Raw genomic sequence first — 14,717 nt, 5'->3', positions numbered from 1 at the left:
TCCTCGTCGTGGGGGGTTTTGGGGTGCGCCACGCCCCCTGGCGGGTGGAAGAGAGGGTATAGAATTTCTGAAAGGAAGCACTTCGGTTCGAGGGGATCTTCACCCCATGAGAGTTCTGGGATATGCCCCTGGGGTATGATTTTAAATCCGCAGAATGTCTCTCTTAGCATTATGGTCCCCGTTTTCATACCATCTCAAACTGAGGTTCATTGTGTCTGGGTCTGGTTTGTTTTTTCTCGGTATAATCAATTGAATCCCAAAATCATATCCATAGTTTCCGGATTTATCAGTGAATTCTTTTAATTCTTTATCATCATCTTCAGTATTCTCTCCGCTCTTTTTTACTTCAATTATGAGCAGATTGTGATTCGTGTTTCTATGATGCACAACAATGTCTGGTCTTTTATTCCGATCCGACTTATCCTTCTTGACATCTAATTTCTTACGGTTGTATTCGCAATCGACATCCCAATCAGAAAACGGTTCTTTGAGATAGCAAGCGATCTGGTGAGTTACTGCCCATTCACTTACTTCGAGGTCTATGAGTTCTGCATCATTCTCTGCAAATTTTAGCAATGCATAGCAGAGTTTCCTTTTAATATCTTTATGATCCATATTATCTACAAAAAATACATTGGGTAGGATTAATATATCCATTTGCTTTTAATCTCGTGTCCCCACCGTATCCCCCATACCAAGGCCGACATTCTATTTCTTCTCCTGCAGAGGACATTCAAAAATCCTTGACTGTGGGGCTGACCGCTCCCCGAACCCCTCACCACATAATTTAGAGGAAGGAAAGAAGTTCCCCTCTTCATAGTCGTCTATTCAGCCTTCTCTGTCTCATCATTGCTCAAAATGGATCTGGGGGGGCCGCAACTCCCGCAAGGGACTATGGAAAGGCGGATGACACACATCCCCCCACAACAAGTGAGGCTCTCTACAGAGCCCATGAAAAGAGAGGTGCAAATCCACTGCTTCTCTTTGTAGGCGATCTTGAGGGGCGGGTGGTCAATCCCTGCCAACGTGAGATGCTACTGATCGAGACAGCCATCCCCCCCGTCCCATCATGGAAAGACGGCCTGATTCCAGGATGAAGAGGAGGATCTGGTTGGAAAACATGCGAAGAAAAGGCTGTCACCTCCGTTCGATCTGTCGTGAGACACTCCTCAGCGCCAGAGATCGTTTTTCCTGTGGGCGCGACCCCCAGTCGCGAGAGAACTTTCGATCTTACGACTTGAGAAAGAACCGCGCTCTGAAAACAGGTATGCGATAGCCGGGATTCGAACCCGAGTTAGTGGCTTGGGAAGCCACTGTCCTACCACTAGACTACTATCGCCTGACCATATCAGATTGGCGTTCACGGATTATAAAGGTTCTTTCTCCACCCTCGCTCCCCTCGCCCGGCAGACCCGGCGACACCCTTAAGTCTCAGGGGCGGCATTTTATATACAGCACTGAACGGTGCTGGCTGACGTAAGTCCGACGTGTCCCATGACACGGCCCAAAGTGGCTCGGGATTACAGAGAGGTCAGTAGCAATACTGCTCTTTTCTGGACTTACTCTGGTCAATGTGAGGTAGAATATGGCACGAATGCATGCACGGCGGAGGGGCAAATCCGGATCGGTCGCACCATACCGCACCGAGGCACCAGAGTGGTGCGGGGTCTCTGCAGATGAGGCCGTGAAGATCGTCGTTGATCTTCGCAAGATGGGCAAATCCAGCAGCGAGATCGGATTTATCCTCAGAGACAAGTACGGTATTCCTGACATCAAACTCGTGGCCGGCAAGAAGATCGGCGAGATCCTCGAAGAGCACGATCTTGCCACCGAGATCCCTGAGGACCTCAGGAATCTCATTCTGAAGGCACTTGCCATGCGCAAGCACCTTGCCGAAAACAAGCGCGACGTCCACAACAAGCGGCAGCTCCAGCTCACCGAGTCCAAGGTGCGCCGCCTTGTGAAATACTACCGGTCGAGTGGAAAACTCGCCGCGGACTGGACATACAAACCTGAGACTGCTGAAATTCTCCTCTCCAGATAAGTCATGACAATCCAGGCCGTCGCCGAAGAGGTCGCAGACCAGATCCGCGCCGCCGACTTCATCGAAGTCTACGCCCATCACGACGCCGACGGGATCGCCGCAGGGGCGATCCTCTGCCAGGCGATCCTCAGGGCCGGCGGACGGTTCAGGTTGCGGGTGCGCCAGAGCATCAGGGCAGAGGACATCATCCACCCTGAATCGACGCTCCTCTGCGACCTCGGCGCCGGTCTTGCCGACCTGCCTGAGCGCGTGATGGTCGTCGACCACCATGTCCCCCATTTCGAGGGGGCCTACCACGTCAACCCGCACCTTGCGGGGATCGACGGGGAACGCGAACTCTCGGCGTCAGGGACGGCATACCTCGTGGCGCAGGCGCTCGGCGACCACCGCGACCTGGTCGGGCTTGCGCTCCTCGGCGTCCTCGGGGACAGGCAGGAGTTTGTCGGGACAAACCGCGAGATCCTCAACGAAGGGATCGCCAACGGCTACATCTCTCCTGACACCGGACTCCTCCTCCCCGGGCGCGGGGTGCGCGAGGCCCTTGAGACCGCCATCGACCCCTATATCCATGGGGTGAGCGGAGACCCCGAGACCGTGACGAAGATCCTGGAGCACGCTGTCGGCGAAGGGGAAGACGAGGTCGACGACGACCTTCTCCTCTCCCTGCTCGTGCTCGACGCCGGTGCCGACGTTGCACCCTCGGTCTTCTCACGCCTCTACGGGACGCGCTACCGCCTGGAACGCGAAGTCGTCGAAGACGCCCGCACCCTGACCGCCCTTGTCGAAGGGTGCGGTCAGGAAGGCCGGGGCGGGCTTGCCGCCTCAATCTGTCTCAGGTCGCCCGACGCCGTCGAGGAGGGCTTCCGCGTGGCCGAAGGCTACCGGCGGCGCGTCCTTGCCGGCGTGGCAGACGCACGGCCGGTCGACGACGGGGCGGTGCTCTACGCCGTCACCGACGCCACTGTCGCCAGCGGCGTCGCCGACTGCCTGGCCTTCGACCTGCGGCGGGACACCCCTGTCGCGGTCATGGCCCCGTGCGGCGGCGACGAATGGCATGTCTCGGCCCGCGCCCCACCGGGCGTGGAGGTCGACCTTGAGGCGGTCCTGCGCGACCTTGCAGGCGCCCTCGGCGGGACCGGCGGCGGGCACCGGGACCGGAGCGGGGCCTCGGTCCCGGCCGACCGGATCGAAGAGTTCAGGGACGGGTTTGTGAAGGCGGTGGCCCTATGATCGAGGTCACGGGCACGATCACCACCGAGAGCGCACAGAGTGCGTGCGTCGGGCCTTCGCTCGCCCCTGACAACCTCACCGGGATGGAGACCAGGGCAGAGGACGGGCGAGTCGTGACCGCGGTCCGCGGCACCCACCTGCGGTCGGTGATCGCCTCGGTGGACGATTATCTCATGAACCTCGCCATCGCCGAGGAGATCTGCGCCTCTGTCGTGGGCCGCAAGACGGTCTGAATACATGGCATATCAGGGAGAAGAACACACGCAGGATAGTACATTCATATAATTTGGTGATTTCATGGCAAAGAGAAAACAGGTTGGAAAGCGGGTCGAGGGCTGGAAGGCCAAGTCCTGGTACAAGGTCTATGGTCCTGAAGCCTTTGGCAAGGCCTATATCGGCGACGTCATCTCCGCCGACCCGGCGAACGTGTCCGGGCGCGTGCTGCAGACCACGCTCGGCGAGATCACGCAGGACTACGGGAAGCAGCACATCAAGATGCGCTTCAAGGTAAAGAATGTGGCCGGCGACGCGGCATATACCGAGTTTGTCGGGCACGAGATCACCCGCGACTATATGCGCGGGCTGGTGAAGAGAAAGACCTCACGGATCAGCTCCATCGTCCTGGTCACCACCAAGGACGGGAAGAATGTGCGGGTCACCATCACCTGCTTCACTATCAACCGGGCTGAGAGCAGCCAGACGCATGCAATCAGGGCGATGATCTCCAAGACACTCACCGAGATGGCGGCAGAAGCCACCTTCGACGAGTTCACCAAGATGATCGTCTCTGGTGAACTTGCCAAAGAGACGTTCAAGGCCATCAAGACCATCTTCCCGGTCCGCCGGGTCGAGGTCATCAAGAGCAAGGTCGAGACTCCGGTCTCGATCACGGCCTGAACCCCTTTTTTTCAGGCTCCTGGCCGGGCCGTGAGGTATGATCAGGTTTCATATTACCTGCTCTATTCATCGGACAGATTGAAAACCCTCATAAGGCCTGGAGATGAGAACTATACAGTTTCATGGAGAACGGAGTTCAGGACTGGCTCCACCAGTGCTCGCTCCCTGACAGCACCGAACTCCAGGAGCACACCCTGAAGACCGAGAGAAATGTCATCGTCGGGGATAGGTGCACCATCGATTACGGGCTGAAAGGGAACGACATCATTGTATGCGAATTTTGCACGCTCAATGGGAGCGTGATCGCAGACGGAGATGTGCGGATCGACAACTGGTGCGAGGTCAACGGCGATGTCATCGTGGCCGAGGACGCGTATCTTGGGGAAGGGGTAAAGATCCACGGGCGACTGGTCGTGCAGGGCGACCTCGATATCGGGGACAATGTGCTCATCGACCGCGGGTTCGAGGCGAAGGGCTGGATCTCGATCAGGAACCCGATGCCGGTGATCGTGTACCTGCTCGTCTATGTGATGACGCTCCTCAAGATCGAGGAGAACGGGGATATCGAGAAGGCCCTTGCAGAACTCTTCGGGGAGGACGAGGAGGAGTGCGGCGAAGATGAGATGCCCCTGCTCATCCCGCCGAACTCGTCCCTCAACATGAAGGTCTTCGCGGTCCAGGCGCCGATGAGCATCGGGAACGGGTGCAGGCTTCACGGGAATATCAGGGCCGACTCGGTCGAGGTGGGGACCGACACCACGATCTTTGGGAGTCTGCGGGCACAGGGCGCCATCGATATCGGGCGCCAGACGATGGTGCACGGGAAGGTCGAGGGGAGAGAGACGGTGAGCGTCGCCGAGCGAGTCCGTATCCTTGGCGATGTCGTCGCCTCGTCCCTGGTCCTCCATGAGAATGCGCATGTCGACGGTACGATCCGGGCCCCGCAGGGGGTCAGGATCACCAGAAATGGGGAGAAGGTCAGCGATGAAACTACACACGATCCTGGAACTGGACAGCCTGAAATTTGTTGAAGAGTATTTCGCGGACCTTGCAGACCCTGCGTCGGCCGAGGTGGTCCTTGCATGCCGGCCTCTTGAGGGAAAGGTCCTGATCGACGAGGACGAGGACCTGCTGGCGGTCGCGTTCAGGACCGACGAGGGCTGGGTCGGGGCGAACTATCTCTTCCACCCGCCTGATCCCGAGGTGCTCGATCTCTTTGATGAGGTCGAGGTCGGGATCTACCAGGAGACCAGGGAGGTCTTTGCGGCGGCGGTGCGCGAGTATTATAGCGCCGATATCGTCCAGACGGTGAGTCCGGCGATGGAGGATATTCCGCCTGACCGGCAGGAGAAGATCACGAGTCTCCTGGGGGAGGTCTGGGGCGAAAATATCGACGGCGTCCGCTGTCTGGACTGTTGTTGTGGGTCAGGGGTGGGAGCGGCCGCACTCAGGGAGATGGGGTTGTGTCCGTTGGCCTACGACCACGATGCGACCTTGCTTGCCCGTGGGTTCGAGGAAGGAAGGCTTCTGCCCGGTGAGACGGCGTGCATCGATGCGACGGCGGCGACGGCGTATTTCACGCCGGTGCCGTATGGTGCGGTCTTCATGATGGGGACGATCCGCTCCTTTGATGCCGGGCTGTGGGAGGCGATCACCTTTGAACTCCTGGATCTTTCTGACGAGACGCTGGTCACGGTCGCCACCGAGGACGAGGCCCGCATGGTGGCCGGGTGGTGTCGCGCCGCCGGGAGGGTGCCTGAGGTCTGGGAAAATTCGCGGGACCCGATCTATGACCGCTGGGTCTGCGTGGCAAGAAGAGAGTAAGAGGGTCGATGAGGGGGGAAAATGTTCAGGCGAGAGGATCGAATTTTTGTAGCCGGTCGATCATCATCTCGGCGGGCGGAAGTGCGTCTGCGTGCTTTTCAATGAAGGTCCGCACGTCTTCTTCGCCCTGAACGATTTTTCCACAGTCAAGTCCGTCTCCCCTGATTTCTCTGGTAAATGACCACGACATCTCTTCTCCCTGCTCCTGGGGGGGTACCGATTCCTCGGTCATGAGAAAATATACGCATTTTATGGTATATGAATGATCCGATTCTGAATGTATTATTTAATCTGCGAGGAATTATTTGGAATATCTAATCCCAATCTATTTTGACATCAAAGCCTTGAGGTCGCACTCCGTATCCTCCGCCCTCATGCCCCCCTCACACCCTGTGGGGGGGAGGGGCGGGAGGTCCTGTCCTCCTCCTCTGGTGCGGTGAGAGGGGGAATGCAGACGGTTCATCTCATCGCTCCTCGTAGGGGAAGGGAGATGCCGCAGGTCAGGGGGTCCTGTCTGGTGTGCAGGCACAGGCGTGGCGGGGACTGTGGGGTCTGGTTGTGGCAAGGGGAAAAAATCGGCCCTGTAGAAACCCTCACCTATTCTTGGTGCGAGCGTGATTCAACCGCCTTCCCTCATCTTCTCGCCGGGGACTCTGCCCCCGGACCCCCGGGATGAAGATAGGGTCGGGAAGGCAAAATCAATCGCCATGAAGAGTGTAATGCCGTCCCTCGCCTCTCTTCGCACGGGGGGACCGGGGGGCGGCGAGCCCCCCGCAGAGATGTTCAACAAGAGGTTTTCTACAAAGCCAAAAAATCCCTTTCTTCCATCACCATCGCGCCATCAGGGTGTCCTCTTTTCAAAGAGTGATACGAACCGGCACCGGCCAGAGAAAAGACCAAAATGATCCTGGTAAAAGTTCTGTAGAATTCGGCATGACGCGAGATCGCGTCTCACCCATGCAGATGAAAAGATTTCGTGGCGTGATCCCCCATATGAAGACAGGAAAATTGGTGGGGGCCGTGTTCACTTCGCCGCCCCTGCCCCTTCTTTTCGTTGCAGGTGCATGCATGCGTTCCCACCCCCTGTGCCGGGGGCGAGGCTCCCCCGGGCCCCTCCTGGGATGACGATGAAGAAGGAGGGCGTCCTCGACCTATTATCGTGTGGTAGGGCGGGGGGTTTGGGAGAGGCGGCCAACTCCCCACAAGAGAGATTCATCAAGAGGATTTCTCCAGAGCCGAAAAAAAGAAAAGAAAATATCCGCGAGACCCGACTGCTCAGGCCTCTTCCCTGACCTCGGTGCAGTTGATCTCCGCGACAATATCCAGCGGATCCTTCTTCGAACTGACCAGTTTCCTGACGAGCAGCAACCGCTCGACCCCGATGAAGTGCCTGGCCATCACCCCGGCAAGGTCAGAGAGCTCGATATGCCCCTTCTTGCGCCTGACCAACCGGTGCTTCTGGAGCGTCTCGAGGACCGGTTCGTTGGTCCCGACCATCTTGCGTTCCATCCACTGGATCTCGGCCTCGTCGCCCTTGCAGACGATCGCGTTCGCGGCGAACTCCTCAGAACTCCCTTCAAGCCCATAGACCGGGGCCACCTCCTCCATCTCGCCCTTGAGCAACGCGATCGCCATCTCCTCCTCGGTCACCTTGGAGGTCCGCGAATACGTCGCCCCAGGTTCGGCAAGGATGACGACCCGCCCCTGGTCATGGAAGTCGGGCCGCCCCGCACGCCCCAGCATCTGGTTGAACTCCTGGACCGTGAGCCACTTGATCCCCATCGCCAGCGCATCAAAGACCACCTGCGACGCCGGGAAGTCCACCCCTGCCGCCAGGGCCGCGGTGGTCACCACGCAGGCGATCTTCTGCGACCCGAAGAGTTCCTCGACATGCCGGCGTTCCTTCGAGGTCAGTCCGGAATGATAGGGCCTCGCCGTATTCGAGCCCATCGCCTTGGCCAGCGTATGGCACCGCGCCCGCGAGTTCGTGAAGACGATCGTCTGCCCACGGTAGCCCTTCGAGGACCGCCTGGCAAACTCCTCACGCACCATCGACTTGATGAACTGGACCTTCTTCTTCTTCTCGCAGAAGATGAGGTGGCGGTCCAGCGGCACCGGGCGGCTGTCGTACCTGACCAGCTTCGCCTCCAGCTTCCCGGCCAGCACATTCGGCGACCCGATCGTCGCCGACAGGTAGAGGAACTGGGCATTCGGCGAGGTCTTTTTGATCCTTGCGATCAGCCCGTCCAGACGGTGGCCGCGCTCGGGCTCCTCCAGGTTCTGGACCTCGTCGATGACCACCGTCCCGATATCCTTGAGCCGCCGACCATTCCGAAAGATCGTGTCAAGCCCCTCATAGGTCCCGACGATGACCTGCGCCCGGGTGTTCCGCTCGCCCACCGGCCTTGTCTCGGGCAGGTTGAGCCGACTCGTTCCGGTCTGGAGGGCGACCGACGCCAGGTCTTTGTAACGCTCCCTGAACCTGAAGTATTTCTGGTTTGCAAGGGCGACGAGCGGCACCAGGAAGAGCAGACGCCCCCGTCCTTCGAGCAGGTTCTTCATCCCGGCCATCTCGCCGACGAACGTCTTCCCGCTCGCTGTCGCCGAGACCACCAGGAGGTCCTTGCCCTCCAGCAGCCCGCCGTTCACCGCGAGCTGCTGGACCGGCGTGAGGTACTCCACCCCTGACGCCTTTGCAAACGCCTTCGGCACCGGCACCTGCGTGATATGGTGGGTCTTGACCGGCTTGACCGCCTCCATCCGGTCGAAGAGCGTCTGGGAGGGATCGCGCTGTTCGGGCTGGAGCAGCCCGAGCACCCGGTCGATGTCCTTATAGGTCTCCAGCAGCGCCCTGATATATTGGAATGACCGCTGCCCGAACTGCCCCAGGTAGCCCATCTCGCGGCGCAGTTCCCGCTCGGCGCAGTCCATACAGATCCGCTCGCGCCCGTAGCGCACCGCGTTCTTCTTGTTGAGCACCGAGACCCTGTCCTCGAGCAGACAGGTCCGGCAGAGCGGGGCCACCTTCGACGAGACCTGGAAGTCGCCGAGGAAGGCCATCAGCGCCGGTTCAGGCCTCGTGATCCAGATCTTCGAGGTGCGGACCAGGTCGACGAGCTGCTTGGTCGGGATATTCCTGTAATTTCTCCGCCCCGGTTTTCTCGTCTTGAAATTGACCGGCCTGTACCCTTTTGCCGTGGAAGAAAGCCCGAAGACTCCGGTGTTCAGGACTTTCTTCCCATTATAGATGATCAGCCGATATGACCCTCGCTGGGGGACGATGATGACCGTCATGGCAGGATCAGGTCGTGGATCACGTAACTGAGGCCGGCATTCTCGAGCCTCTTGAGGAAATCAGTGAACTCCTCATCGACGATGAGGATGGCACACTCCACCCCGTGGAAGGCGGCTTCGATCACGCCTTCCCGTGAGCCAAAAGAGATATCCGGTGTTCGTCCGATACTTTTCATCACGACCGACGCCTCGAGCCCGGCGATCCCGACCACCTGGACCCCTGCCAGGACCCCCCGCACTCCGGCCAGGTCCATCTTCCTGGAGCCGCCCCGCTCGATCCGCGGGACCTTGAGGACATGCACCGTCCCCTCGGTATGGTCGATGAGTCCGGCGAGCCGTGCAACCCCGACGTCCTGCCCGGCCTCGGCGTCGGCGATCACCGTACCCATCGCCGTCTGTTCGGTCTTCGAGGCATAGAGCCAGCCGTCTTTCATGAAGACCCCGACGGCGTCCCCCTCCTTGAGGGGCTCGGCGGCGACCGCCGGCCAGACCCGGACCTTCTGGATCACGTCGCGGGTGACATGGCGGGCATAGTTCTCCAGCACCTCGGCATTGGCAAGCACCCACTCGATCCCTTCCTTGGTGACCTCGTAGCGCCCTCTGCCGTAGGCCGAGACAAACCCGTCGTCGGAGAGTTCCCTGATGTACTCGGAGACCGCCTGGGGGGTCACCCCCATCTTCTCGGCGATCTCCTGTTGCCTGACCGCCGGTTGGTGCTCGGCGACCTCGACCAGGATCTGGAACCTGGTGATCTCCCGCTTGCTTCGAAGCAGGGTTGCCACCGGGTCTTCACCTGGTGTCTTCGACATACATCAGCCCCTGGCCCTTTACGTCAAGGTTCGGGATCCGTTTGGTAAGGCCCTTGACATAGAGGGGAGATACCCCGTATTTCCTGGCGATGTCGGCGATAGAAGTGTTCCCGATCTCCAGTTCGTCCTCGACGCAGGTGACCATCGTCCTGAGGTGCTCGTCGGTCGAGAGCGCCAGATAGATGAGGTCGGCCAGGTCGGTCATGGTGCACTGGAAGTTTGCCCTGAATCCGCCATACGTTGTCCGGAATTCTTTACTTGGCTTCTTGCCTGGTTCAGGCATCCGCCACTGCTCCTCGATGAGATTACCTTTCTTCAGAATTGAGAGACATGGGCCGACACACGTGCTGTCACACTCTTCACAGAGCTCTTGCTCAGTCATCCATTTCTTGTTTAAGAGTCCGTAGATCTCTTTGAATTTCGGATTATTGAAAGTCAACAAGAGAGGCACGATCTCAACTGGATCATTCACTATCCTGATATGACCTGTCACGCAAAACCCTATTTATATATCGCACTGTAAGCCAATAAACCTTTGCAGGTCGCGCAATGCAAAACAGAGGAAAAATCATCATCCGCGGGATCGTGCAGGGCGTCGGATTTCGTCCGTTTGTCTATGGTCTCGCCGAGAAATACGGCATATCAGGGTGGGTCAAGAACCTCGGGAGCAGGGTGGAGATCACTGCGTCCGGTGCGCGCTTTTCGGAGTTCTGCCAGGCAGTGGCAGGTGGAACGCCTCTCTCGGTCATCGACTCGGTCGAGGTGCTGCCTCTCGATGAAGAGGTCGAAACGGGGTTTATGATCCTGCCGAGCGGTACCGGGGCGCTGGACGGGTTGATCCCGCCTGATGTCGCCGTCTGCGATGAGTGTATCAGGGACATCTTCACGCCTGGGGGACGCTACGAGGGCTACTGGGCGACTTCGTGCGTCAACTGCGGCCCACGCTACAGCATCATCAGGAGTCTTCCGTACGACCGGGAGCGGACGGCGATGGAGGAGTTTCCGATGTGCGGGGCGTGCGAGGCCGAGTACACCGATCCAGGGTGCCGGCGGCATCATGCCCAGACGATCGCCTGCGGGGGGTGCGGCCCAGGCCTCGCCCTCCTCGGGCCTGACGGCGAGTCGGTGGGAAGCGAGGACCCGGTCGGGGCGGCGGCGGCGATGCTCGACGCCGGGGCGGTCCTTGCAATCCTGGGGGTCGGGGGGTTCCATCTTGCCTGCACCGAGGAGGCGGCAGGCACGCTCAAGGCCAGGTTGAACAGGCCCGAGCAACCCCTGGCGGTGATGATGACCAGGGAGGCGGTCGAGCGCTATGTCGAGCCGACGGCATGGGACCGCGAGGCGCTCACGAGCCGCGTCCGCCCGATCGTCGTGATGAAGAAGAAGGACGCAACGGCCCACGCGGGGCTCTCGTCCCTTCACACCCTGGGGGTGATGCTCCCGTACACCGGGCTCCACCACCTCCTCTTCGCCCGTCTCGACCACGACCTCCTGGTGATGACCAGCGCCAATGTGCCTGGGACGCCGATGATCACCGCCACTGATGACGCCCTTGCCCATCTCAACGGGACGGCCGACGGGTTCCTGGTCCATGACCGCCAGATCGTGAACCGGTGCGACGACTCGGTGGTGCGGGACGGGCATATCATCAGGCTCTCGCGGGGCATCGCCCCGAAGCGGGCGAAGATCGATCTCGGCGAGCGATGCATCCTCGGGGTGGGGCCTGAACTCAACGCCACCACGACGGTCTACCAGCACGGGTTCGCGGTCACCTCCCCGCATGTCGGGAATGTGAGAAACCCCCAGACCCTCGCCTACCTGCAGGAGACGGTGGAGACGATCGGCGGGCTCCTGGGTGCGGGGTTCGAGGTGATCGCCCACGATCTCCACCCGCAGTTCCTCTCGACGCGGTATGCCCAGAGGCTTGCCGAGGAGACGGGGGCGGCACTGGTGCCGGTCCAGCACCACCGCGCCCATATCGCGGCGACGACACGGGAGGAGTGCGTCGGGATCGCCATCGACGGCGTAGGTTACGGCGACGACGGCACCATCTGGGGCGGCGAGGTCTTTGCCGGGGCGGTGCCGGACCTCGAGCGGGTGGGCCATCTGGAGACGGTCGGGATGCCTGGCGGCGACCTTGCGACGCGGTTCCCTGAGCGGATGCTCTACGGGATCCTCCCCCACGAGCGGACCCTCGCCCTCCTGGCCAGCCGCGGCTGGGGCGAGACCGAACTCGGGGTGCTGGCCCGCCAGGTCGAGCGAGGGTTCAATGTGGCGCAGACCAGCAGCACGGGCCGGGTGCTCGACGCCGCCTCGGCCCTTCTCGGGATCTGCCGGGAGCGGACCTATGACGGAGAACCGGCGATGAAGTTCGAGGCCGTGGCGGCCGGGGGCACCCCTGAGACCTGGGACCTCTCCTTCGAGCGTGACGGCGACGGGTGCGAGGTGCTCAAGACCTCTGCCCTTCTCACGAGGGCCTTCGACGCCTATGATGCCGGGGCAAAGGTCGCCGATATCGCCGCCTCGGTCCAGTGCACCCTCGCCCGCGGGGTCGCGGCCCTCGCGGTGCATGCGGCGCACGAGCGCGGGATCCCGCGGGTCGCCCTCTCTGGCGGGGTGGCCTACAACCATATGATCAGGGAGACGGTCCGCTCGGTCGTCGAGGCCGAGGGCCTGGACCTTCTTGTCAGCCGCGACTATCCCCTCGGCGACGGGTGCATCAGTTTCGGGCAGTGCGTCTGGGCCGGGGCACTGGAAGAAGAGCGGTAAGGGTCGGCCCTTCGGATCTTCATGAATGGTGTCCCCCCGTCTTCGCCGGGGGGTGCACCCCCTGACCTCGAAAATCGGAGAATTTCTCACACTCGCTCTTGCTCGCTCCCCGCGATGGCGAGAGGGAGGGGAGTGCAGAGCAGGGGATCCTGACGAGGCTCACCCTTTTTTGAACGGGTGCCTGACGTTCACCACCCATCTTCATGACGAGAGACAAGGGGGCCGAAGGCCCATGAGCCCTATCGCCAGACGACCGTGAAAGGACATCGTCGAGAGGGTGCAAGGCGAGAGCCCTCCTCTTCTCTACCTGGGATGGCGGTCAGTGGATCAGGTGAAGATCATTTTTCCTTGGAGGTCATCCCAAAACTTCTCTGGCCTTGATCGGTGAGAAGAAGAAGTTTCTGAAGCACGGTGTTGTTCAAGAGATTGTTGCCGCCCCGTCCCTATCTTCGTCGTGGGGGGGTCAGGGGGGTCTCCCCCCGGCGGGAGGGAGCAAGGAACCATTCTTTATGCTCTCTGTGGGCGGCACCTCTGATCGGTCTGCCTTCCTCCGTCACTCACACGCGAGGCGTTGCCTCTGGAAACCCCTGGATAGCAATTGAAGCAGGGAAGGCAGACGAACGGCCGAAAAGAGTCTTGATCCAGATGATTGATCGAACGTGGGATACTTTTGGGATATGCTCTTGGTGTGGTCGTCTGACATTCCTCACCACTCATTATGATGAGAGGGATTCACCACCCCCGCGGCATCTGATACCGCCTTGAGACCCCACGGAGAAAGTCGTCCACCGCCCTGGCCTGCCGCTCGATCGTCCGGCGGTCGCACCCGCCGGCGGCCAGTTCGTCCTCGATGACCGCCTCCACCCTCTCCACCCAGGCGGCGGCGTACGCCGAGAGCCGCCCGTCCCTGAACCGTGAGACGGTCTCAAAGACGGTCTCGTGAAAACAGAATTTGTCGAAGAAGAGGTCGTCGATGCCAGACCGCACCCGGTCGCGCATCTGGTAGCGCACCGAGAGCGGCCCGAAACTGAGGCGGCCCACCGGGGTGCCGGCGTCGTCGTACCCGACGCAGGCGAGCGGCATGGGCCTGACCGGCACCCCGGCACGCGAGGCAAAGATCTGGTTTGTCGCCACGAGCGCCTGCCGGTCGGTGGCGAGGTCGTGGAGGGCGTACTTCCTGCGGGGGGTGATGAGGTACTCGACGGTGCAGGGGTCAGGGGTCGCCCTGACTCTTGTTCCGAATGTCAGGGCCCGCCGGCCATAGGGGCAGGAAGGCACCCCCTCATCGTTGAAGGTCTTTTTCACGGCGCCGGCAAGGTCATAGAGGGTGCAGGTAAGAGTATACTGCCCGGGCGGTTCAGGAAAGTGGCACTGCACCGAGAACCACAGGTCAAGCCAGGGCGTTCTGAAGAAGGGCACCTCTCCGGGATCCAGGTCTCCACCCCCACCACCTGGCGGCCTTGCCTCAGCCCGCCCGCCAGTGTCGTTGGGATATATCAATCATGATTTATAAAAGGTATATATCTTATGGGCGCAGAGAGGGGGATGGTGACGACAGATGCAATGCACGGCCTATGCCCATCTCTCTGACGAGAAATTGAAGACCCTCAAAAAATTTGAGGACGAGTTCGGGACTATCCTCGTGGCCTACGAGAAGGTCCCGGCATTTGCCGACCTCTCTAAGGACGAGGTCAAGAAGGTTCAGGAAGAAGAGAAGAAACTCGGCAAGATCCTCGTCGCCTACGAGCAGTAAGGCCCCGCGACTGAACCCGGGAATTTCTGTTCCCGGGGTGCGCCTTTTTATCTCCTCACCTTTTTCAGGCCAGGTATGATCGCTCTGTAGAATTCGT

14 protein-coding genes and 1 tRNA gene are annotated in these 14,717 nt (G+C 60.3%); 8 read left to right on the top strand and 7 right to left on the bottom strand.

Translation table 11 applies throughout. The annotated features are described in order from the left end of the window. Positions 1-141 precede the first annotated feature (141 nt). Together J2129_RS07740 and J2129_RS07735 are read right to left on the bottom strand one after the other, a co-directional pair. Positions 142-657, bottom strand: coding sequence for a hypothetical protein (locus tag J2129_RS07740; protein WP_209630318.1), 516 nt, complete (start codon positions 655-657; stop codon positions 142-144). Positions 658-1,268: 611 nt separating this feature from the next. Next, positions 1,269-1,339 (bottom strand) — tRNA-Gly (locus J2129_RS07735). Between the two features lie 246 nt (positions 1,340-1,585). On the opposite strand from J2129_RS07735, the gene J2129_RS07730 reads away from it, so the two are divergent. From J2129_RS07730 to J2129_RS07705, 6 genes are all read left to right on the top strand, one after another. Then, positions 1,586-2,044: a 30S ribosomal protein S15 gene (locus J2129_RS07730; RefSeq protein WP_209630317.1), complete on the top strand. Its 459-nt coding sequence runs from the start codon at positions 1,586-1,588 to the stop codon at positions 2,042-2,044. 3 nt (positions 2,045-2,047) lie between these two features. Further along, positions 2,048-3,274, top strand: coding sequence for a DHHA1 domain-containing protein (locus J2129_RS07725; RefSeq protein ID WP_209630316.1), 1,227 nt, complete (start codon positions 2,048-2,050; stop codon positions 3,272-3,274). Next, positions 3,271-3,507, top strand: a complete 237-nt coding sequence (locus J2129_RS07720; RefSeq protein ID WP_209630315.1) for a KEOPS complex subunit Pcc1 — start codon at positions 3,271-3,273, stop codon at positions 3,505-3,507. Before J2129_RS07725 ends, J2129_RS07720 begins: the two co-directional genes overlap by 4 nt. A 64-nt stretch (positions 3,508-3,571) precedes the next feature. Continuing rightward, complete coding sequence (locus J2129_RS07715) at positions 3,572-4,171, top strand: 30S ribosomal protein S3ae (RefSeq protein WP_209630314.1); 600 nt, start codon at positions 3,572-3,574, stop codon at positions 4,169-4,171. Positions 4,172-4,293: 122 nt separating this feature from the next. Further along, complete coding sequence (locus J2129_RS07710; RefSeq protein WP_209630313.1) at positions 4,294-5,202, top strand: polymer-forming cytoskeletal protein; 909 nt, start codon at positions 4,294-4,296, stop codon at positions 5,200-5,202. Then, positions 5,156-5,995: a hypothetical protein gene (locus J2129_RS07705; protein WP_209630312.1), complete on the top strand. Its 840-nt coding sequence runs from the start codon at positions 5,156-5,158 to the stop codon at positions 5,993-5,995. Before J2129_RS07710 ends, J2129_RS07705 begins: the two co-directional genes overlap by 47 nt. A gap of 25 nt (positions 5,996-6,020) precedes the next feature. On the opposite strand, the gene J2129_RS07700 is transcribed toward J2129_RS07705, so the two are convergent. The 4 genes from J2129_RS07700 to J2129_RS07685 form a co-directional block, all read right to left on the bottom strand. Then, a complete protein-coding gene (locus tag J2129_RS07700) occupies positions 6,021-6,185 on the bottom strand; it encodes a hypothetical protein (RefSeq protein WP_209630311.1) in 165 nt (54 codons plus the stop codon). 1,085 nt (positions 6,186-7,270) lie between these two features. Continuing rightward, entirely contained in the window at positions 7,271-9,289 is a 2,019-nt protein-coding gene (locus J2129_RS07695) for a DEAD/DEAH box helicase (RefSeq protein ID WP_209630310.1), read from the bottom strand. After that, positions 9,286-10,098: a MarR family transcriptional regulator gene (locus J2129_RS07690; RefSeq protein WP_209630309.1), complete on the bottom strand. Its 813-nt coding sequence runs from the start codon at positions 10,096-10,098 to the stop codon at positions 9,286-9,288. The genes J2129_RS07695 and J2129_RS07690 overlap by 4 nt, the downstream gene beginning before the upstream one ends. Beyond that, on the bottom strand, positions 10,079-10,549 hold the full coding sequence (locus J2129_RS07685; RefSeq protein WP_348632338.1) for an ArsR family transcriptional regulator: 471 nt from the start codon (positions 10,547-10,549) through the stop codon (positions 10,079-10,081). Before J2129_RS07685 ends, J2129_RS07690 begins: the two co-directional genes overlap by 20 nt. Before the next feature lie 98 nt (positions 10,550-10,647). Between J2129_RS07685 and hypF the strand changes: the two genes are divergently transcribed. Next, positions 10,648-12,867 carry a carbamoyltransferase HypF gene (gene hypF, locus J2129_RS07680; RefSeq protein WP_209630307.1) on the top strand — a complete coding sequence of 740 codons (2,220 nt, stop codon included), beginning with the start codon at positions 10,648-10,650 and terminating at the stop codon, positions 12,865-12,867. A 732-nt stretch (positions 12,868-13,599) separates the two neighbouring features. Here hypF and J2129_RS07675 read toward each other — a convergent pair. After that, positions 13,600-14,286, bottom strand: a complete 687-nt coding sequence (locus J2129_RS07675; protein ID WP_209630306.1) for a hypothetical protein — start codon at positions 14,284-14,286, stop codon at positions 13,600-13,602. A 139-nt stretch (positions 14,287-14,425) separates the two neighbouring features. Between J2129_RS07675 and J2129_RS07670 the strand changes: the two genes are divergently transcribed. Beyond that, positions 14,426-14,620 carry a hypothetical protein gene (locus J2129_RS07670; protein WP_209630305.1) on the top strand — a complete coding sequence of 65 codons (195 nt, stop codon included), beginning with the start codon at positions 14,426-14,428 and terminating at the stop codon, positions 14,618-14,620. Positions 14,621-14,717: the final 97 nt, after the last annotated feature.

This window comes from Methanofollis sp. W23, from assembly GCF_017875325.1.
In the GTDB taxonomy this organism is placed as follows: Archaea; Halobacteriota; Methanomicrobia; order Methanomicrobiales; family Methanofollaceae; genus Methanofollis.
This window is presented reverse-complemented; position numbering and strand designations above follow the sequence as displayed.

Bases quoted from the DNA above. Each gene is read 5' to 3' on its own strand.
- J2129_RS07740 (WP_209630318.1), bottom strand. From the start codon at position 657: ATGGATATATTAATCCTACCCAATGTATTTTTTGTAGATAATATGGAT.
- J2129_RS07730 (WP_209630317.1), top strand. From the start codon at position 1,586: ATGGCACGAATGCATGCACGGCGGAGGGGCAAATCCGGATCGGTCGCA.
- J2129_RS07725 (WP_209630316.1), top strand. From the start codon at position 2,048: ATGACAATCCAGGCCGTCGCCGAAGAGGTCGCAGACCAGATCCGCGCC.
- J2129_RS07720 (WP_209630315.1), top strand. From the start codon at position 3,271: ATGATCGAGGTCACGGGCACGATCACCACCGAGAGCGCACAGAGTGCG.
- J2129_RS07715 (WP_209630314.1), top strand. From the start codon at position 3,572: ATGGCAAAGAGAAAACAGGTTGGAAAGCGGGTCGAGGGCTGGAAGGCC.
- J2129_RS07710 (WP_209630313.1), top strand. From the start codon at position 4,294: ATGGAGAACGGAGTTCAGGACTGGCTCCACCAGTGCTCGCTCCCTGAC.
- J2129_RS07705 (WP_209630312.1), top strand. From the start codon at position 5,156: ATGAAACTACACACGATCCTGGAACTGGACAGCCTGAAATTTGTTGAA.
- J2129_RS07700 (WP_209630311.1), bottom strand. From the start codon at position 6,185: ATGTCGTGGTCATTTACCAGAGAAATCAGGGGAGACGGACTTGACTGT.
- J2129_RS07695 (WP_209630310.1), bottom strand. From the start codon at position 9,289: ATGACGGTCATCATCGTCCCCCAGCGAGGGTCATATCGGCTGATCATC.
- J2129_RS07690 (WP_209630309.1), bottom strand. From the start codon at position 10,098: ATGTCGAAGACACCAGGTGAAGACCCGGTGGCAACCCTGCTTCGAAGC.
- hypF (WP_209630307.1), top strand. From the start codon at position 10,648: ATGCAAAACAGAGGAAAAATCATCATCCGCGGGATCGTGCAGGGCGTC.
- J2129_RS07670 (WP_209630305.1), top strand. From the start codon at position 14,426: ATGCAATGCACGGCCTATGCCCATCTCTCTGACGAGAAATTGAAGACC.